This window comes from Pinisolibacter sp. DMC19 (assembly GCF_056313985.1).
On sequence record NZ_JBQUZF010000006.1, the window covers coordinates 222,762 to 242,033 of the forward strand.

Below are 19,272 nucleotides of genomic sequence, written 5' to 3' on the forward strand. Positions count from 1 at the left end.
CTCCCGATCTCACTTCAGCGGCGATGCGGTGCGGTCACGGCAGTAGCGTTCCATCTCCTTGTAGGGGATGGTCTTCTGGGTGGCCTTCTTGACGTCGACGACGGTGACGCGGTCGGTGCACGAGTAGCAGGGGTCGATCGAGGCGACGATCAGCGGTGCGTCCGACACCGTGTTGCCGCGCAGCATGTAGCGCAGCACCGGCCAGTTGGCGTAGGTCGAGGCACGGCAGCGCCAGCGCCAGAGCTTCTGGTTGTCGCCGGTCATCGACCAGTGGATGTCCTCGCCGCGCGGCGCCTCGGTGAAGCCGAGGGCGAACTTGTGCGGCTTGTAGGTGAAGTCCTCGGTGAGGATCGGGCCGGACGGGGTGTCGGTGAGCAGCGCCTCGATCAGGCCGATGCTGTCGAAGACCTCCTGCACGCGCACCAGCGTGCGGGCGAGCACGTCGCAGCCGTCGCCGGTGTTGATGCCGAGATCCGTCAGCTTGTAGCCCTGGAAGGGATGCAGCACGCGGGTGTCGCGGCGGTGACCCGAACCGCGGACCAGCGGGCCGACCGGCGAGTAGTCGCGGGCGACCTTGGGGTCGAGGATGCCGACGCCCTTGACGCGGCCTTCGACGTTGGCGGTCGAGATCAGCATGTCGACGAGACGGGTGACGTCGTCGCGCAGCTCGCGCACCGTGGCGAGGGTGCGGGCCTTCTGTTCGCCCAGGATGTCGCGACGGACGCCGCCGATCAGGTTGATCGCATAGGTCTTGCGATTGCCGGTCAGCATCTCGGCCAGCATCATCGACTTCTCGCGGATGCGGAAGAACTGCATGAAGCCGGTGTCGAAGCCGACGAAGTGGCAGGCGAGGCCGAGGTTGAGCAGATGGCTGTGCAGCCGTTCGGTCTCGAGCAGGATCGAGCGGATCGCCTGACCGCGCAGCGGCACCTCGATGCCGAGCGCGTTCTCGACCGAGTTGGCGTAGGCGACCGAATGGGCATAGCCGCAGATGCCGCAGACGCGATCGGCGAGGAAGGTGACCTCGTCGTAGCCCATGCGGGTCTCGGCCACCTTCTCCATGCCGCGGTGGACGTAGAACATCCGGTAGTCGGCATCGATGATGTCCTCACCGTCGACGAAGAGGCGGAAGTGGCCCGGCTCGTCGGAGGTGATGTGCAGCGGTCCGAGCGGGACGACGGTGGTCTCGCGGTCGGAGTCGTTGACGAAGGAGTAGGTCTCGTCGTCCTTCACCGGCGCCGGGCGGAAGCGATGGTCCATCGCGTCCTTGCGCAGCGGGTGGAGGTTCTCCGGCCAGTCGTCGGGCAGCACCAGACGGCGGGCGTCGGGCAGACCGACCGGCACCAGGCCGTACATGTCGCGCACCTCGCGCTCGCCCCACACACAGGCGGGCACCTTGGGCGTGACCGAGGGGAACTCCTCCTTGCCTTCCGGCACCTTGGCGTGGACCACCACGTAGCAGGGGTCCTCTTCCTCCATCGACAGCACGTAGTAGAGGCCGAAGGTGCCGTCGAGCGCGCGCTCGTCGTTGCCGACGACCACCGACAGCCAGCCACCGCGGCCGTAGTAGAGATAGGCGACGGCTTCCGGCAGGCTGTCGAGCTTCACCGTGACGGTGAGCTGGTCGGCGGTCTGGCGGCTCTCGTCGAGCACGGCGTGGGGCAACTGGGCCCGGAGAGCGGCGATGTGCGAGGCGCCGACCGGGAGCTTGGGCATGACGTTCATGATCTCGTCTCCTGAAGACGGCGGGTCAGATGCGCGGCTCGGCCCGGGGGGCGAGGGCAGCGACCGGTTCGAGGGACTTCTGCCAGGGGGCCGCGATCACGGCACCGCGGTCGCCACCGACGACGACGGCGGTCGCTTCGCGCACCAGCTGGCCGACCGGCCGCGGCACCGCGACGCCGAGCGCCACGACGATCGCCACCAGCGCCCACATCGGGGCGAGCGCCCGCCAGCCGACGTCGCCGACCGGAACCGTCTCCGGCGCCTTGCCGAGCACCGAGCCGGAGATGATCTGGACGAAGGCGGCGACGGCGATGGTGAGCAGCAGGCCGAGCACGATCGCCGGCAGCCACTGACCCGCCGCGAAGCCCGCGCCGATCACCAGGAACTCGGAGACGAACACCGCGAAGGGCGGGAAGCCGGCGAGCGCCAGGGCGGCGATGAGGATCATCACACCGCTCGCCGGGGCGACGCGGAGCAGGCCCTTCACCTGGGTCAGGTCGCGGGTGCCGTACTTCATCAGCACGTTGCCCGAGGCGCAGAAGATCAGCGACTTGGCGAAGGAGTGGTTGATCGCATGCAGCAGCGCCGCGCCGACACCGAGCGGGCCGCCGAAGCCGAGGCCGATGGCGATCAGGCCGACGTGCTCGACGCTCGAGTAGGCGAGCTTCCGCTTCAGGTCCTTCTGGACGAGGAAGAGGAAGACGGCGACGGTGACCGACAGGAAGCCGAGGGCGAGCAGCAGCATCTGCGGGAACTCGGGGCCGACGGCGCGCGAGGTGACGGCGAGATAGCGGATCACCACGAAGAGCGCGCACTTCAAGAGAACGCCGGAGAGCAGCGCGGAGACCGGGCTCGGGGCTTCCGAGTGGGCGTCCGGCAGCCAGCCGTGCATCGGGAAGAGGCCGGCCTTGGTGCCGAAACCGATCAGCACGAAGACGAAGGCGATCTTGGCGAGCATCGGGTCGAGCCGGGCGGCATCGGCCGTGAGCGAGGTCCAGAACACCGCCTTCTCGGGATCGCCGAAGGCGGCGGCGCCGTCGGCGAAGGTCAGCACGGTGCCGTAGAGGCCGAAGGCCACGCCGACGGTGCAGATGATGACGTATTTCCACGCCGCCTCGAGGCTCGAGCGCCGGCCGTAGAGACCGACGAGGAAGGCCGAGCCCAGCGTCGTCGCTTCCACCGCCACCCAGGTCAGCACGATGTTGTTCGAGGTGACCGCGAGCATCATCGTGAAGACGAAGAACTGGAAGAAGGCGAAGAACAGCTTGTGCTTGGCGGGCGTCAGCTCGCCGTGGGCGACGTCGTGGCGGACGTAGGCGACGGCGTAGAGGCCGGTGAAGAGGCCGACGAGGCCGATCAGGGCGACGAAGATCGCCGCCAGCGGATCGATCACGAACCAGCCGCCGATCGCCGAGAGATCGGCGCCGGCGAGGACGCGTCCGACCGCGGTGAGCGAGGCCAGGGCCACCACCACGCCGGAGCCGACGTGGACCGCTTCGATGGTGCGGTTGCCGCCGTCGCGGGCGGGCAGCAGCGCGATGGAGATCGCGGCCACCAGCGGCACGGCGAGCATCAGGGGGGGAAGGATAGAGGGCACCATGGCGGTCATCCCTTCAGAGACGTGAGCTGGTCGGCGTCGAGCGTGCCGAGGGTGCGGTGGATCTGCAGGCCGAGGACGGCCATGATCACCACGGCGAAGACGGCGTCGGTGGCGATGCCGATCTCGACGACTTCCGGCGCCTTGGCGGCGAGAAGCGCCAGCGTCAGGTGCGAGCCGTTCTCCATCAGGCAGTAGCCGAACACCTGCTTGAGGATGTTGCGCTGAGTGACGATCGCCGCGAGGCCGAGGAAGAAGTGGCCGAGCGAGACGGCGAGCGCCGGCTTGATCGCTTCGGCGGCCGGCAGCGACACGCCGTCCACCACCCAGAAGCACAGGACGACGACGACGGCGGCCATCAACACCGAGACGGCCGGCGGCACGCGTTCGCCCGAGCCGAGCTTGACGTCGTCGAGCCGGCCGAGGAGGCGCGTCATCAGGATCGGCACCAGGAGGACCTTGGTGACGAAGGAGGTCGCGGCCCAGGCGGTCAGTTCATGCGAACCGACCGTGGCACCGAGCGTCAGGAAGATGGCGACGAGCACCAGCGACTGCAGCGCGTAGTAGAAGGCGGACCCGGTCGGACGCCGTGCCGTGATGACCAGGAGCGAGGTGACGATCAGCAGGCCGGCGAGACCGTTGACGAGTTGAAATCCGGACATGTCTGCCTCCTCAACCGAGCCAGGCGGTGGCGATGAAGGACGACGCGACGGCCATCACGATCAGGACGGTGAGCACGAAGCGCATCGAGGCGGGGACCGGCTGGGCGGCGGCCATCGTCTCCGACGGCGTGCCGGGGACGGTCTTGCCGATCCACTTCAGGAACCAGGCGAAGGACGCGACCGACTCGAGCAGCGCGACGGCGACCAGGATCCACAGCGCCGGATGGGCATCGGCCATCCGGAAGCCGCTGGCGAAGATCGCGAACTTCGAGAAGAAGCCCGAGAAGGGCGGCACGCCGGTGATGGCGAAGGCCGCCACCACGAAGCCGATGCCGAGGATCGGCGACTTCGCCAGGATGCCGCGCAGCACCGGCAGCATGCGGGTGCCGGCGGTGTAGCTGAGCGCACCCGCCACCAGGAAGAACAGCGTCTTGGCGAAGGCGTGGTTGAAGATGTGGGCGATCGCGCCGTCGAAGGCGAGCTGCGAACCGAACACCGACAGCGACAGGCCGAGGAAGATGTAGCCGAGTTGGGTGATGGTCGACCAGGCGAGGAGGCGCTTGAGGTCGGCCTGCGGCAGGTACATGGCGAAGCCATAGACCAGCGTGATCACGGCCATGATCGTGCCGACCCAGCCGACGATCTCCGGGGCGCCGTTCGCCGACATCAGTGCGCGGGCGTAGATGTAGACGCCGACCTTCACCATCGAAGCGGCATGGAGATAGGCCGACACCGGGGTCGGCGCCTCCATCGCGTCGGGCAGCCACATGTGGAAGGGCAGCTGCGCCGACTTGCCCCAGGCGGCGACCAGGATCGCCAGGAGGACGATGGTCTTGGTCGCGACCGGCAGAGTGCCGATCGCCGACAGGGCGAAGGTGCCGGTCGACAGGAACAGCACCACGGCCGCGGCATAGAGGCCGAGCGAGGCGATGTGGGTGACGATCAGCGCCTTGAGGGCCGAGGCGAGCGCCTTGGGCTTCTCGTAGTAGCCGATCAGCGCCCAGGAGCAGGCGCCGGTGATCTCGAAGAACACCAGCTGGCCGATCACCGTCGAGGTGAAGACGAGACCCGCCATCGCCCCGATGAAGACCAGGATGAAGGACCAGAAGCGACGCCGGCCGATGTCGGCGTGTTCGCGGTTGCCGGCCGAGAAATAGTCGACCGAGTAGATGGTGACGAGCAGGCCGATGGCGACGACCGCCACCGCGACGAGGACCGACACCTTGTCGACCGCGAAGCCGAGGACTTCGACGTCGCCGAAGCTCAGGACGGCGCGTTCGACGGCCACCTTGCCGCCGCGGGCGAAGGAGATCGCCAGCGTCAGCACCGAGAGGAAGGAGAGGCCGGCGGACAGACGACCGATCGTCTTGGCCGCAGGCTGGGGGGCGAGCGCCACCACGATCGCCCCGACGAAGGGCAACAGGATGGTCGCGAGTGCGAGATTGATCATGTCTCTCTCCCGTCGCGGCTCAGAGGCCGGCCAGATGGAAGACGAAGGCGAGCGAAGCGATGCCGAGCCCGAGCCAGGTGTGGCGCGAGGTCAGGCTGAAGCGGGCGCGAGCCACCGAATTTTCGACGATGCCGACGGCGAGCATGATCGCCACGACCTTGATGACGAAGGCGACGAGGCCGAACGCGAGGGCGGGGAGCGTCGCCTCGGTCGCCGAGCCGAAGGGCACGAAGGTGCCGACGAACCAGGCGACGACGACGATCTGCTTCAGCGACAGCGACCACTTCACCAGCGCCAGCGACGGGCCGGAATACTCGGTGAGCGGGCCTTCCTGGAGCTCCTGCTCGGCTTCGGCCATGTCGTAGGGGAGCTTGCCGAGCTCGATGTAGCAGGTGAAGGCGAAGGCGACGCCGGCGAGCAGCGTCGCCGCCATGGCCTTGGGGTGACCGGCGACGATGGCCGAGCCGATGTCGCCGAGGTTGGTCGAGCCCACAAGCAAGGCCGCGGTGAAGAGCGACAGCAGCATCGCCGGTTCGACCAGCACGCCGAGGGTCAGTTCGCGGCTGGCGCCGATGCCGGCGAAGGAGGATCCGCTGTCCAGACCCGAGAGGGCGAAGAAGAAGCGGGCGAGCGCGAAGAGATAGATCGTGGTGATCAGGTCGCCGAGGGCGGCGATCGGCGTCGCCCGGGTCAGGATCGGCAGGCCGGCTGCGATGACGAGCAGCGTCGCCGGCATGACGATCGGCATCAGGCGGAAGGCGAAACCCGCCGCCGGGGGACGAACGTCCTGACGCTTCAGCAGTTTGAAAAGGTCGCGGTAGTCCTGGAGGATACCGGGGCCGTGGCGGGTGTGCATCTTGGCGCGCAGCACCCTGAGGCAACCGGAGACCAGCGGCGCGGCGGCGGCGAGGAGGAGCGTCTGCACGAGCGCGACGACGAGATTGGCGAAGCTGGGCATGGCGGGGCTCCTAGCGCAGGGTCACGAGAAGCAGGGCGACCAGGGCCGCGACGATGTAGAGGCAGTGGACGCGCAGATCGCCGCTCTGGATCGCCTTCGCGCGATTGCCGATCGAGGTGACGGCCTCGACGACGGGCGCGACCAGACGGGTGTCGAAGATCTGTTCGTTGCGCCGGCAGCCGGAGACGAAACGGTCGAAACGCGCCTCCATCGCCCGGTCGAAGGCGGCGACCCGACCCCGAACCGCGTAGAGCGGCGCGAAGAACATGCGGATCGGCTGGGCGAAGGAGCCGGCCGAGACCGTCATGTGGCCGTCCGGCAGATAGCCGCAGGCCCACGGAGCATCGCCCTTGCGCGGCACGCGGCGGACGACCGACGAGATCGAGCCGAGGAGCGCGGGGAGCGTGGCGAGACCGACGAGGAGCAGCGCGACCAGCGGGGTGGAGAGCACCGCGCCGCCGTTGCCGTTGCCGCCGGCGACGAGAAGGGCACCGTCGGCGACCGCGATCGGCGGCATGCCGAGCGTGGCGGCGGCGGCGGAGGCGAGCACCGGCGCGACGAGCGGCGCGGCGATGCCGAGCACGACGCAGGCGGCGGCGAGCAGCACCATGCCGACGATCATCGGCGCGGGAACTTCGGTCGCCTCCGCCGCATGACGGCTGCGCGGGGCGCCGGAGAAGACGACGCCGTAGGCCTTGACGAAGCACATCACCGCGAGAGCGCCGGTCAGCGCCAGCAGCGTGGCGGCGATCGGGGTGGCGAAGCGCACCGCGAAGGTGCCGTCGAGGGCTGCGACGAACAGCGACTGGTAGGTGTACCACTCGGAGACGAAGCCGTTCAGCGGCGGGATGGCGGAGATCGCGAGCGCGCCGATCAGGAAGGACATCGACGTCCAGGGCATGGTGCGGCCGAGACCGCCCATCTCTTCCATGTCCTTGGTGTGGACGCGGTAGATCACCGAGCCGGCGCCGAGGAACAGGAGGCCCTTGAACACCGCGTGGTTGACGAGGTGATAGAGGCCGGCCATCAGGCCGAGGACGGCGACGACCGGACGGTCGGTGGCCAGCCCGATCATGCCGGTGCCGACACCGAGCATGATGATGCCGATGTTCTCGACCGAGTGGTAGGCGAGCAGCTTCTTGATGTCGTGTTCGGCGAGCGCGTAGATCACGCCCAGCACCGACGAGATCGCGCCGAGGGCGAGGACGACGAGGCCCCACCAGGCGACGGTGCCGCCGAGCAGGTCGATGCCGACCTTCACGATGCCGAAGATGCCGATCTTGATCATCACGCCCGACATCAGCGCCGAGGCGTGCGACGGCGCGGCCGGGTGAGCGCGCGGCAGCCAGATGTGCAGCGGGATCATGCCGGCCTTGGCGCCGAAGCCGAGAAGCGCCAGCACGAAGGCGACCGAGGCCGCGAGCTCGCCGGGGCGATGGGCGCGGAAATCGGCGAATTCGAACGAGCCGGCGGCATTCGCCATCAGGAAGAAGGCGGCCATGATGGCGACCGATCCGGCATGCGCGACCAGGAAGTAGAGGAAGCCCGCCGACACCGCCTCTTCGTTCTGGTCGAAGATGACCAGGAAGTAGGAGGCCAGCGACATCATCTCGAAGAAGACGAGGAACCAGAAGGCGTCGTCACTCACCACCACCAGCACCATCGAGGCGACGAAGGTGAGCGTGAAGAAGCCCATCGCGCCGACGCCGCGACCTTCGTATTCGCGCACGTAGGCGAGCGAATAGATCGAGGCGGTGAGCGCCAGCCCGCAGATCACCGCGACCATCAGGCCGTTCAGCGGATCGAGACGGAGCAGGAGTTTCGCGAAGGGGAAGGGCCCGCCGAGATCGAGCGTGACGGCGGGCGCGGCGAGGGCCTTCAGGCCCGCGATCAGGCCGAGCGCGCCGGCGAGCGTGCCGGCGAGGCCGACGACGGCGATCGCCGCGCGTTCCGAGGCGCGCAGCACGAGGCCCGCGAGGGCGCCGAACGCGAAGACGGCGAGCGACAGGAGAAGGAGATCGATGGCGGACATGGTCAGTCATGCTCCTCGAGGGCGAGAGGCAGGGCGGGACCGCGTGCGCTCACCGAGGCGAGGCGCCGCATGTCGTTGGAATGGGCGAGCGTTCCGGTACCGACGTCCCACAGGGCGTTGGTCGGGCAGACGCGGACGCAGGCGGGGCCGGTGTCCGAGCCCTCGCAGAGGTCGCACTTCACGGCGACCGTCTTGACGCCGATGTCCCAGGCAAGGATCGGATCGAGCCCGGCGGGGCGACGGGCCTCCGGCATGACGACGCCGGCGACGCCCGACATCGGCGTGCCCGAGGGCGAGATCGCGCCGAAGGGGCAGGCGAGCGCGCACATCTTGCAGCCGACGCAGCGCTTCTCGTCGAGTTTCACGGCGCCGCCTTCGAGACGGATCGCCTCGACCGGGCAGACGCGGGCGCAAGGGGCGTCGTCGCACTGACGACAGAGCACCGGCGCAGAGCCGGTCGCAGTGCGGGTCACGGTCAGCCGGGGCGCCTTCTGCGCGCCCCTCTGCTCGTGGGCGGCGCTGCAGGCGGCCAGGCAGGTATTGCAGCCGATGCAACGTCCCGGGTCCGCGATGACGAAGCGGTTCATCTCCAACCTCCATGCGGCGGCGAGGGCCACGGACGAACCGACTGTCGTCGTCCGGCTGGCTTCCTCGTCCGCGATGCCGATGGGGCGGCGATAACCAAAATCGATCGACTGATATTTATCACTTCATAGTCGAAGTAAATCACAGTCTTCAATTCCGAAAATCACCGAAACTCATTCGGCCACGACAAATCGCATAGAGCCGCGAGTGCAAAATTGCCAGAGACAAAACATCGTATACGCATTTGCGCGATCTTTTTGTCGATGTCTTATTGGTGTGTAAGCCTGATATGCGAATTCGAGATCGGGATATGACTTCAATAAATCTTTGTTGTCGACCGATCAGGAAAACCAATCGAACCTCCGCCGATCCGGTGGGGCCTCGTGCGAGGTGCGCTTTGAATGCGTGAAACCGGCGGCCGCCGTCAGGCGGTGCCAGCGCGAGCCCGGGACGGGCCCGTGCGATCGGCGGGAGCGGGCGGAAGCCCCGGACCTCCGCCGCCCATCGATCGACCTCGCGGCCCTGCGAGGTTCCGGAACCCCCGGCCCCGGCCTTCCGGGGTCGCCAGACGTCCTTCTCGAGGAGAATTCGAGATGAACCGCTTCATCGTCGCCGAGCCGTCCAAGTGCATCGGCTGCCGTACCTGCGAAGTCGCCTGCGTGCTCGCTCATGCACCGCGTGAGAACGTCGATGTTCTCGCCGACGTGCCGTTCGAGCCGCGTCTGGTCGTTCTGAAGACCCTGAACATCTCGACGCCGGTGACCTGCCGGCACTGCGAGGACGCCCCTTGCGCCAACGCCTGTCCCTCGCATGCCATCGGCTATCGCGACGGCACGGTGCAGGTCGACCAGTCGAAGTGTCTGGGCTGCAAGAGCTGCGTCGTCGCCTGTCCCTTCGGCGCCATGCAGGTGGTCACGCGTCCGGCCGTGCGCCGCTTTGCCGGCATCGCGATCGCCGACGGCGTCCGCGCCGAAGCCCACAAGTGCGACCTCTGCATCGACCACGCCGGCGGTCCCGCCTGCGTCAAGGTCTGCCCCACCGATGCCCTGCACGTGATGGACGAGGCGCGCCTCGCCGAGACCCGCGCCCGGCGTCAGCTGCGCACCGCCGTCGAGACGGCTGCCATCGAAGCGGCCTGACGGCCGGATCCCTCATCTCCTTTCGAGGTCGAGACCATGGAAAAGCACATTTCCGTCTGCCCCTACTGCGGATCGGGCTGCAAGCTCGCGCTGCTGGTCGAAAACGGCAAGATCGTCGGCGCCGAGGCGCTGGACGGCGTCACCAACCAGGGCGAACTGTGCCTGAAGGGCTGGTACGGCTGGGATTTCGTCAACGACACCAAGATCCTGACGCCGCGCCTGAAGTCGCCGATGATCCGGCGTTCGCGCGACAAGGAATTCGAGGCGGTGTCCTGGGACGAGGCGATCGCCTTTGCGGCCGGCCGCCTCGCCGAGATCAAGGCGAAGCACGGCCCGGATTCGATCATGCTGACCGGTTCGTCGCGCGGCACCGGCAACGAATCGAACTACGTCGCCCAGAAGTTCGCCCGCGCCGTCATCGGCACCAACAACATCGACTGCTGCGCCCGTGTCTGCCACGGTCCGTCGGTCGCAGGCCTCATGGTGACGCTCGGCAACGGCGCGATGTCCAACTCGATCGCCGAGATCGAGGACACCGACTGCATCCTGTGCTTCGGCTACAACGCCGCCGACAGCCATCCGATCGTCGCCCGCCGCATCGTCAAGGCGAAGGAGAAGGGCGCCAAGATCATCGTCTGCGACCCGCGCCGCATCGAGACCGCGCGCATCGCCGACCAGTGGCTGGCCCTCAAGAACGGCTCGAACATGGCGCTGGTCAATGCCTTCGCCAACGTGCTGATCACCGAAGGCCTCTACGACAAGGACTACGTGGCGAACTACGCCGAGGGCTTCGAGGAGTACAAGAAGACCGTCGAGAAATACACGCCCGAATACGTCGAGGAGATCACCGGCCTGAAGGCTTCGGAGATCCGTCAGGCGATGCGCACCTACGCCAAGGCCAAGACCGCCACGATCCTGTGGGGCATGGGCGTGACGCAGTGGGGTCAGGCGGTCGACGTGGTCAAGGGCCTCTCGGGTCTGGCGCTGCTCACCGGCAACCTCGGCAAGCCCAACGTCGGCGTCGGCCCGGTGCGTGGCCAGAATAACGTCCAGGGCGCCTGCGACATGGGCGCGCTGCCGAACGTCTTCCCCGGCTACTACTACGTGACGGACGCCGAGGCGCGGGCGAAGTTCGCCGAGGCCTGGGGTGTTCCGAGCCTGCCGGACAAGGTCGGCATGTCGATCACCGACGTTCCGCACGCGGCGGAAGAGGGCAAGCTGAAGGCCATGTACATCTTCGGTGAGGACCCGGCCCAGACCGAGCCGGATCTCGCCACGGTGCGCAAGGGCTTCGAGGCGCTCGAACTGATCATCGTGCAGGACATCTTCATGACGAAGACGGCAATGTTCGCCGACGTCATCCTGCCGGCGACCTCGTGGGGCGAGCACGACGGCATCTTCTCCTCCGCCGATCGTGGCTTCCAGCGCTTCTACAAGGCGGTCGACGCCAAGGGCGACGTCAAGCACGACTGGGAGATCTACGGCCTGATGGCCAAGGCTCTCGGCTACGGCGGCATCGACTACCATTCGACCGAAGAGATCTGGAACGAGCTGATCTCGCTCTGCCACCTCTACAAGGGCGCGACCTTCGAGAAGCTCGCCGGCCTCGGCTACGTCCAGTGGCCGTGCCCCGACGAGAGCCATCCCGGCACGCCGTGGCTCTACGAGGGCAACGAGTTCCAGACCAAGTCGAAGAAGGGTCTGCTCTTCGCCGCCGAGTGGCGTCCGCCGCTGGAGAAGATCGACGCCGAGTTCCCGCTCGGGCTCTGCACCGTGCGCGAGGTCGGCCACTATTCCTGCCGTTCGATGACCGGCAACTGCTCGGCTCTGGCGACGCTGGCCGAAGAGCCCGGCTACGTCACGATCAACCCGGACGATGCCAAGCCTCTCGGCATCAAGGACCAGCAGCTGGTCTGGGTGCAGTCGCGGCGCGGCAAGGTGATCGCCCGGGCCATGGTGACCGATCGGACCAACAAGGGCGCGGTCTACATGACCTACCAGTGGTGGATCGGCGCCTGCAACGAGCTCACCGTCCATCACGTCGACCCGATCTCGAAGACGCCCGAGTACAAGTATTCGGCGGTTCGGGTCGAGCCGATCGCCGACCAAGCCTGGGCGGAAGGTTACGTGGTGCAGGAATACTCCAAGCTCAAGCGCGGGCTCGCCGGCGCGGCGGCGATCGGTGATCGTCCGGCCGTCGCGGCCAAACGGGAAGCCGTGCCCGCGTGAGGCGTCGCCGGCGGCGCTTCTCGCGCCGTCGGTCCCCCGCGCGGGTGTCCCTGATCCGCGCGGCCCCCGCGTCCGTCCACGCGGGGGAAACTCTCCGGGTCCCGGATCGCACGCCCCCCGCGATCCGGGACCCGGCATCCACGGAGTGGAACCCATGCACGAACTGACGCTGTGCGAATCCATTCTCGACATCCTCGACGAGGAACAGCGGCGGCGCGGCTTCGTCGGCCTCGGGCGGCTGCGCATCCGGATCGGCCGCTTCGGCTGCGTCGACCCCGACGCGCTCCTGTTCGCGCTCGAGACGACGACCCGCGGCAGCTGGATGGAAGGCGCCCGCTTCGAGATCGAACGCACGCCGGGGCGGCTGCACTGCCTCGACTGCGAGGCCGACATCGAGGTCGCCGACCGGTTCGACGTCTGCCCGACCTGCGCCGGAACGCGCCTCGAGCGGACCGGCGGCGACGAGATGCGTCTGGTCGAGATGGAAGTCGTCTGGCCGGGACGTGCACCGGTCGGCGGGCCGACGGCGGAGACTGCAGCATGTGCCTAGCCCTGCCGATGCGGATCGTCGCCATCGAGGACGCCGCGGCCCGCACCGTCCGCATCGCACCGGCGCCGACCATCGCCGACGACCGGGCGACGACCGAGGTCGTCTCGGCGGCACTCATCGTCGAAGACGACGCGTCGCTCGAGGCGCTGGTCGGCGGTTGGGGCGTCGCCCATGCCGGTTTCCTGCTCCAGTGTCTGAGCGAGGAGGACGCCCGGTCGCGTCTCATGCTGTTCGAGGCGATGGACCGTGCGGTCGGCGCGATCCCGTGGGGTGACGAAGGCATCCCCCTGCGAGAAGATGTCGCTGTGATGCCCTCGAGATCAGCAAATCGCACGGACCCTTGTATCAGTCCCGACATGACGCCGCTGACGACAAGTGATATCAGCGCCGAAAACGCGTGACGTCTCGGCTCGCTCGAGCTTCTTCGTCCGTCGGTTTCGATAGCAAGATCGGCGAACCATGTACGAAAAACTCGAATTCCTCTTGGCTCTGGCTCGCGAAAAGCATTTCGGTCGAGCAGCCCAGGTCTGCGGCGTGTCGCAACCAAATCTTTCAGCCGCCGTCAAACAATTGGAGTCGATCCTCGGCGTGCCGCTGGTCGATCGCGGCGCCCGTTTCGTCGGCTTCACGCCGGAGGGCGAGCGGGTGCTGGAATGGGCGCGGCGGATCGTCGGCGACACGCGGGCGATGCGGGCCGACGTCGAGACGATGAAGCAGGGGCTGACCGGCCATCTGCGCCTCGCCGTCATCCCGACGGTGCTGCCGGTCGTCTCGTGTCTGACCTCGGCCTTCTGGACCCGGCATCCCGGGATCAAGCTGACGATCTCGTCGCACACCTCGACCGAGGTGCTGTCGATGATCGAGAACCTCGAGGTCGACGCCGGCCTCACCTATCTCGACAACGAGCCGCTCGGACGGGTCTCGGAAGTGCCGCTCTATCGCGAGCGTCATCATCTGGTGACGGCGGAGGGCAATCCCTTCTCCGACCGCGCGACGGTGACCTGGGAGGAGGTGGCGACGCTGCCGCTCTGTCTCCTGACGCCGTCGATGCAGAACCGGCGGATCCTCGACCGCGTCTTCGCCGAGGTCGGCAGCCGCGCCGAACCGCTGCTCGAGACGAGCTCGATCGTCGTCATCGCCTCGCATGTCCGCACCGGCCACTGGTCGACGATCATGCCGCGGCTGATGGCCGAGGAACTCGCCTTCCCGGATACCGTGAAGTGCATCCCGATCGTCGCGCCCGAGGTCGCCAATCTGGTCGGCCTGGTGACCGGCCACCGCGATCCCCAGCCGCCCCTGACCGCGGCGCTGGTCGCCGAGGCGCGGGTCCTGTCGTCGGCTCTGTCGCTGCGCGCCTGATCGGGGCGCGCGTCGCCCGGTGTCGGAATGCGCGGCACCCGGTCCTCGATCCCGGCGTCACGTCACCTTCAGCTCGGTCATCATGCCGGTGGCCATGTGGTAGAGGTGGTGGCAGTGGAGGAACCAGCTGCCCGGCTTGTCGAGGTCGACGGCGACCGCCACCGGCGTGTGCGGCGGCACGATCACGGTGTCGCGCATCGGCCCGGCGAAGCGGCCGCCATGCGAGCCGACCACCTGGAAGTGATGCCCGTGCAGATGCATCGGATGCATCATCGAGGTCGGGTTCATGAACATGATCTCGATGCGCTCGCCGACCTTCGCCTCGAGCGGCGTGTGCTCGCCGTGCACCGCGCCGTTGAGCGTCCAGCGATAGCCGGGCGCCTCGCCGAGCATCAGGTGGAAGGTCCGATCGGCAGGGCGGGCGGCGAGCGGCCGGGTGGCGGCGAGCCGCAGGTCCAGCGAGAGGTCGGTGTGTGCGGCGGCGGTCTCGGCCGTGTCGCCGAGACGCTTCACTTCCGCGCCCGCCGTCGCCAGCACGATGCCGGTCAGCGCCCGGTCGGCCTCGACCTGCGCCAGGATCGGGAAGGCGCCGCCCTCGCGCGGCACGGTGACGACGAGATCGATGCGTTGGCCCTGCGCCAGCGGGAAGCGGGTGCCGGCGAGCGGGCGACAGGGCGAACCGTCGACGGCGACACATTCGGCGGCGAGCCGCCCGGTGTCGACGAAGTAGGCCGTCGCCGTGGCGCCGCTGACGATGCGCAGCCGCACCCGGCCGCCGCGCTCGACCCGCACCACCTGCGGGTCGTCGAGGGTGCGGTCGTTGGCGAGATGGGCGTCGTAGCGGACGTCGTTGGCATGCGGACCGGCGCCCATCATGCCCATCATCGTCCCCGGACCGGCGCCCATCGTCATGCCCGAACCCATCTGTCCACCGGGGCCCATGCCCGGCATCGCGTCGGGACCGGAGCCGGAACCGTGCATGGCGTGGCCGCTCATCGACCCCATCGGCATCGCACCCTGGGGCGCGGGCATAGCTGCGGCGCCGTGGTGGGCGTGGTCGTCGCCCGGAGCCGGGGCGGCCGCCGCGCCATGGGCGCCGTGGGCGCCGTGAGCGCCACCGCCGCCGGAGAGTTCGGCGAGGATTTCCTCGGGCGAGCGGAAGGCGAAGTCGTGCAGCATGACGACGACGTTCTGCACGTCGCCGGCGTCCTTCTCGATCGTCACCATCGGCGCGGCGAGCAGGCGCTGTTCGGTCATCTGGTGCGAATGCATCCAGTGGGTGCCGGGCGTGAGGAGGAAGTCGTGGACGTCGCGACCACCGACCGGGCTCTCGCCGCCGCCGGGGCGCGCGCGGTCCTGGTCGAAGGGGGCGAAGACCTGGCCGTGCCAATGCATGATCAGCGGCCCGTCGGTGGCGTTGACCACTTCGCCCGCGAAGCGCTCGCCCTCCCGCGCCACCAGTCCCGGCTGTCCGTTCGGCCCGGTGATGCCGAAGACCTTCGCCGCCTTGCCCTTCACCTCGAGCATCCGCGACCCGACGGTGAGGAGCGGCGCGGCGGCACGTGCGCGACCGATCCCGGCGAGCCCGCCGAGGAGCAGTGCCGACGAGCCGACGAGAAGACGGCGGCGATCGAGCGAGAGGGGCGACGGGGCGAGGGTCATGGCGAAACTCCGAGGAGGCGGGAAGAACGGGTCGGGATACGGAGGATCGGGTCGGCGTCTCAGCCGGCCCAGCCGCGCGGAAAATCGGCAAAGACGGACATTCGGCCGTCGCCCGTGAAGGCGATCACCCGGAACGCCTCGGCCGCCGCGCCGGGGGTCTCCATGCCCGGCGAGCCGGTCGGCATGCCGGGGACGGCGAGACCGCGGATCGCCGGCCGCTCGGCGAGGAGCTTTTCGATCGTCTCCGCCGGCACGTGGCCTTCGACGACATAGCCGTCGATCTCGGCGGTGTGGCAAGAGGCGAGCTCGTCCGGCACGCCGAGGCGGCGTTTGACCGTGTCGATGTCGTCGGCGACCTCGATCCGGGCCTCGAAGCCGGCGCGCTTCACATGGGCGACCCAGGCCTCGCAGCAGCCGCAGCTCGGATCGCGATGAACCCGCATCGGCGGGCGTGCCCACGTGGGAGCGGCCGTGACGAGCGGAGTGGCGGCGATGGCGAGACCGCCGACGAGGGTGAGGAAACGGCGTCTTTCGATCATGGTAGGTGCCTTTCGCGAGCGGCCGGCACGTGTCGCAGGTCGCGATGGTCCCGGTTCGGAACGTCGCCTGCGCGGTCGCGCCGTCCGGTCCGGTGATGCGGCCGGGCCGTGGTGCCGCCGTCGACGTCGAGCGCGGTGAGGAGGGTGAGGGAGGCGATCTGCAGGCTGCGGCGCATGTCGGTTCCGGTGGCGGAATGTCCCGACCGTGACCCTGCCCGACGGCGCCCGTCACAGGATTTCAGTTCCGTAACAAATTGTTTCAGCCCGGCCGTGGACCGCCCCGGGCAACCGGCAGCCGGACGCGGACGAGGAGGCCGGTCGGCGCGTTGTCGGCGAGATCGAGCGTGCCGCCGTGGCTCTCGACGATGCGGCGGGCGATGGCGAGGCCGAGACCCCAGCCGCCGGTGTCGCGGTTGCGCGACGGCTCCAGTCGGACGAAGGGATCGAGCACCCGGGCGCGATCGGCTGCGGCAATGCCCGGGCCCCGATCGGCGATGGCGACGGTGACGCCGTCCGCCGCGACGGCGATGCGGACCTCGGCCCGGCCGCCGTACTTCACCGCGTTGTCGAGGAGATTGGCGAAGGCACGCTTCAGCCCCAACCGACGCCCTTCGACCACGGCGCCCTGGGCACCGTCGAGGGTGACGTCGTGGCCGGCGTCGATCTGGTCGTCGACCAGCGTGGCGAGGATGGCGGCGATGTCGACCGGCTTCGAAGGCTCGTCGTCGCGGTCGCCGGCGAGGTAGGCCAGCGTCTGGTCGATCATCCGCTCCATCTCGTCGAGATCGCCGGAGATCGCCGCCCGCGTCGGCGCGCTCTCGACCTCGCGGAGGCGCAGCCGAAGGCGGGTGATCGGGGTGCGCAGGTCGTGACTGACGGCGGCGAGCGCATGGGTGCGGTCGTCGATCATCTGCTTGATCCGCCGCTGCATCTCGTTGAAGGCGACGGCGAGGGTCCGGATCTCGGTCGGTCCGTCTTCGGGCACCGCCACCGTCTCGCCGCCGCGATAGATGCGGCGGGCGGCGTCGACGAAGCCGAGGAGCGGTCGGGTCAGCCAGCGCACCATCAGGATCGACAGGACCATCGCCCCGAGCGCCATCAGCGAAGTCGAGAGCAACGTGCCGTGACCGTCCTCGTGCCGCGGCGCCTGTTCGACCAGCGAGAAGTCGATCCAGGTCCGGTCGGGCAGGGCGAGCGAGACGACCGCGAGACGGGGACCGTCGCGACGATCGCGGTCGGCGCCGACCACCACGTCGCCGGGCGCGAGGTCGCCGCCGAGCGTACGTATGCGCTCGGCGAGACCGGCGAGTTCGCCGCTGCCCGGAGCTCCGGCGACCGTGTGTTCGTTCCGGCTCCAATGGGCTTCGATCAGCCCGCCGGAGAGATCGCGCGCCACCGCTTCGCGCTCCGCCGGCACCACCCGCATCACCGCGCGACGGACGGTGAGCAGCCGATCGGCGAGACGGGTGACGTCCGCCGTCGCCGCCTCGCGGTCGAGGGCGTGGCGATAGGTCCACAGGCTGAGGAGATGGACGGCGCCGATGCCGAGGAAGAGCACCAGCATGGTCCGCGCGGCGAGGCTCGAAGCGAAGGCGCGCATGGAGCCCCTCACGTGCGTTCGACGTCGGGGACGAAGAAGTAGCCGGCACCCCGCACCGTCTTGATCACCTCGCCGGCGGATTCGAGCTTGCGCCGGAGCCGGCTCACCTGGACGTCGATCGCCCGATCGAAGGGCTCGGCGTCGCGGTTGCGGGTGGCGTCGAGCAGCAGCTCGCGGCTCAGCACCCGTTGCGGCGTCTCCAGGAAGGTGAGGAGCAGGTCGTATTCGCCGGTCGACAGATCGATGACGACACCGCGCGGGTCGGTGAGCTCACGTCGCGCCGTGTCGAGCCGCCAGCCGGCGAAGCGGATCTCCCGCCCGCTCTTGGCACCCCCGCCCTCGCTCGGCTGCGCCCGCCGCAACACGGCGCGGATGCGGGCGAGGAGTTCGCGCGGATGAAAGGGCTTGGCGAGATAGTCGTCGGCGCCCATCTCGAGCCCGACGATGCGATCGACGTCGTCGCCCTTGGCGGTGAGCATGATGATCGGCAGGGCCGAGCCGGCGCGCAGTTCGCGGCAGAGGGTGAGGCCGTCGGTGCCCGGCAGCATGACGTCGAGGAGGACGAGATCGGGCTTGCGGTGGCGCAACGCCTCGCGCATCTCCGGGGCGTTGGCCGCCGTCGTCACCCGATGGCCCTCGTCGCGCAGCAGCTTCGAGACGAGGCGGCGGATCTCACCGTCGTCGTCGACGAGCAGGATGTCGTGCCCGAGTGTCTCCGCCACGTCTCGCGTTTGCCTCCGGTCTCCGCCCCGTCATCGTCGTGACCGATTTTTCGACCGACGACAAGCGTCCGAAGCGGCGACCGAACCGGGCACCGGTGCAGATGCCGAGACCGGCGATCCCTCGAGACCGCCGCGCTTCGAGGGGCGAGTGTTCCATCGCTGCGGATGTCCATCGTCGGACGACCGGCGCGGCGCCTCGTGCCTTCTCGGGACACACGGCATCACCGATGTCGGCGGGCCAACCGGAGAATCGTGAAATCAACCCTGCAAAATCGAGGGCAAGTGGCGGAGAGGGTGGGAGACGAAGCCGCTCAAGAAGTCATATTGAAATATAACGAGAATTTCAATTTTCTGCAACCAAGTGTGTAGCGGCTGTGTGTAGCGCGAGCCAACTCTCGATGCTTCGTCGCCGCTCCCCCCCAACAGCGGCCTCACTCGGATCTCCCTGGAGAGGTTGATGCGG

At 68.6% G+C, this 19,272-nt stretch carries 16 protein-coding genes; 5 read left to right on the top strand and 11 right to left on the bottom strand.

What is annotated here, in order from left to right:
* Nucleotides 1–9 precede the first annotated feature (9 nt).
* Genes ACT53U_RS15980 through ACT53U_RS16010 form a run of 7 tightly spaced genes read right to left on the bottom strand, consistent with a single transcriptional unit; the run spans nucleotide 10 to nucleotide 9,011 of the window.
* Nucleotides 10–1,725, bottom strand: a complete 1,716-nt coding sequence (locus ACT53U_RS15980; protein ID WP_476156742.1) for a hydrogenase large subunit — start codon at nucleotides 1,723–1,725, stop codon at nucleotides 10–12.
* 25 nt (nucleotides 1,726–1,750) lie between these two features.
* Nucleotides 1,751–3,325, bottom strand: a complete 1,575-nt coding sequence (locus tag ACT53U_RS15985) for a hydrogenase 4 subunit F (protein WP_476156744.1) — start codon at nucleotides 3,323–3,325, stop codon at nucleotides 1,751–1,753.
* 5 nt (nucleotides 3,326–3,330) lie between these two features.
* Nucleotides 3,331–3,984, bottom strand: coding sequence for a hydrogenase 4 membrane subunit (gene hyfE / locus ACT53U_RS15990; RefSeq protein ID WP_476134102.1), 654 nt, complete (start codon nucleotides 3,982–3,984; stop codon nucleotides 3,331–3,333).
* Nucleotides 3,985–3,994: 10 nt separating this feature from the next.
* Nucleotides 3,995–5,434, bottom strand: coding sequence for a hydrogenase 4 subunit D (locus ACT53U_RS15995; protein ID WP_476156746.1), 1,440 nt, complete (start codon nucleotides 5,432–5,434; stop codon nucleotides 3,995–3,997).
* Between the two features lie 19 nt (nucleotides 5,435–5,453).
* Nucleotides 5,454–6,392, bottom strand: coding sequence for a respiratory chain complex I subunit 1 family protein (locus ACT53U_RS16000; RefSeq protein WP_476156748.1), 939 nt, complete (start codon nucleotides 6,390–6,392; stop codon nucleotides 5,454–5,456).
* Nucleotides 6,393–6,402: 10 nt separating this feature from the next.
* Nucleotides 6,403–8,424 (bottom strand): hydrogenase 4 subunit B, encoded by a 2,022-nt coding sequence (hyfB, locus tag ACT53U_RS16005; RefSeq protein ID WP_476156750.1) that lies wholly within the window; start codon nucleotides 8,422–8,424, stop codon nucleotides 6,403–6,405.
* Nucleotides 8,425–8,426: 2 nt separating this feature from the next.
* Nucleotides 8,427–9,011 (bottom strand): 4Fe-4S dicluster domain-containing protein, encoded by a 585-nt coding sequence (locus tag ACT53U_RS16010; protein ID WP_476156752.1) that lies wholly within the window; start codon nucleotides 9,009–9,011, stop codon nucleotides 8,427–8,429.
* Nucleotides 9,012–9,602: 591 nt separating this feature from the next.
* On the opposite strand from ACT53U_RS16010, the gene ACT53U_RS16015 reads away from it, so the two are divergent.
* The 5 genes from ACT53U_RS16015 to ACT53U_RS16035 all read left to right on the top strand — a co-directional run bounded on the left by ACT53U_RS16015 (nucleotide 9,603) and on the right by ACT53U_RS16035 (nucleotide 14,286).
* Nucleotides 9,603–10,148 carry a 4Fe-4S dicluster domain-containing protein gene (locus ACT53U_RS16015; protein WP_476156754.1) on the top strand — a complete coding sequence of 182 codons (546 nt, stop codon included), beginning with the start codon at nucleotides 9,603–9,605 and terminating at the stop codon, nucleotides 10,146–10,148.
* Nucleotides 10,149–10,184: 36 nt separating this feature from the next.
* Complete coding sequence (gene fdhF / locus ACT53U_RS16020) at nucleotides 10,185–12,377, top strand: formate dehydrogenase subunit alpha (protein ID WP_476156756.1); 2,193 nt, start codon at nucleotides 10,185–10,187, stop codon at nucleotides 12,375–12,377.
* Between the two features lie 154 nt (nucleotides 12,378–12,531).
* Entirely contained in the window at nucleotides 12,532–12,927 is a 396-nt protein-coding gene (hypA, locus tag ACT53U_RS16025) for a hydrogenase maturation nickel metallochaperone HypA (RefSeq protein WP_476156758.1), read from the top strand.
* A gap of 8 nt (nucleotides 12,928–12,935) precedes the next feature.
* Nucleotides 12,936–13,328 carry a hypothetical protein gene (locus ACT53U_RS16030; protein ID WP_476156760.1) on the top strand — a complete coding sequence of 131 codons (393 nt, stop codon included), beginning with the start codon at nucleotides 12,936–12,938 and terminating at the stop codon, nucleotides 13,326–13,328.
* A gap of 58 nt (nucleotides 13,329–13,386) precedes the next feature.
* Nucleotides 13,387–14,286 carry a LysR family transcriptional regulator gene (locus tag ACT53U_RS16035; RefSeq protein ID WP_476156761.1) on the top strand — a complete coding sequence of 300 codons (900 nt, stop codon included), beginning with the start codon at nucleotides 13,387–13,389 and terminating at the stop codon, nucleotides 14,284–14,286.
* 57 nt (nucleotides 14,287–14,343) lie between these two features.
* Here ACT53U_RS16035 and ACT53U_RS16040 read toward each other — a convergent pair whose 3' ends face one another.
* The 4 genes from ACT53U_RS16040 to ACT53U_RS16055 all read right to left on the bottom strand — a co-directional run bounded on the left by ACT53U_RS16040 (nucleotide 14,344) and on the right by ACT53U_RS16055 (nucleotide 18,809).
* The gene (locus ACT53U_RS16040; RefSeq protein ID WP_476156762.1) at nucleotides 14,344–15,948 is read right to left on the bottom strand and encodes a multicopper oxidase family protein; all 1,605 of its coding nucleotides are present in this window, start codon (nucleotides 15,946–15,948) and stop codon (nucleotides 14,344–14,346) included.
* Nucleotides 15,949–16,007: 59 nt separating this feature from the next.
* A complete protein-coding gene (locus ACT53U_RS16045) occupies nucleotides 16,008–16,487 on the bottom strand; it encodes a DUF411 domain-containing protein (protein WP_476156764.1) in 480 nt (159 codons plus the stop codon).
* Between the two features lie 259 nt (nucleotides 16,488–16,746).
* Nucleotides 16,747–18,087, bottom strand: a complete 1,341-nt coding sequence (locus tag ACT53U_RS16050; RefSeq protein ID WP_476156766.1) for an ATP-binding protein — start codon at nucleotides 18,085–18,087, stop codon at nucleotides 16,747–16,749.
* A gap of 8 nt (nucleotides 18,088–18,095) precedes the next feature.
* The gene (locus tag ACT53U_RS16055; RefSeq protein WP_476156768.1) at nucleotides 18,096–18,809 is read right to left on the bottom strand and encodes a response regulator; all 714 of its coding nucleotides are present in this window, start codon (nucleotides 18,807–18,809) and stop codon (nucleotides 18,096–18,098) included.
* Nucleotides 18,810–19,272 lie beyond the last annotated feature (463 nt).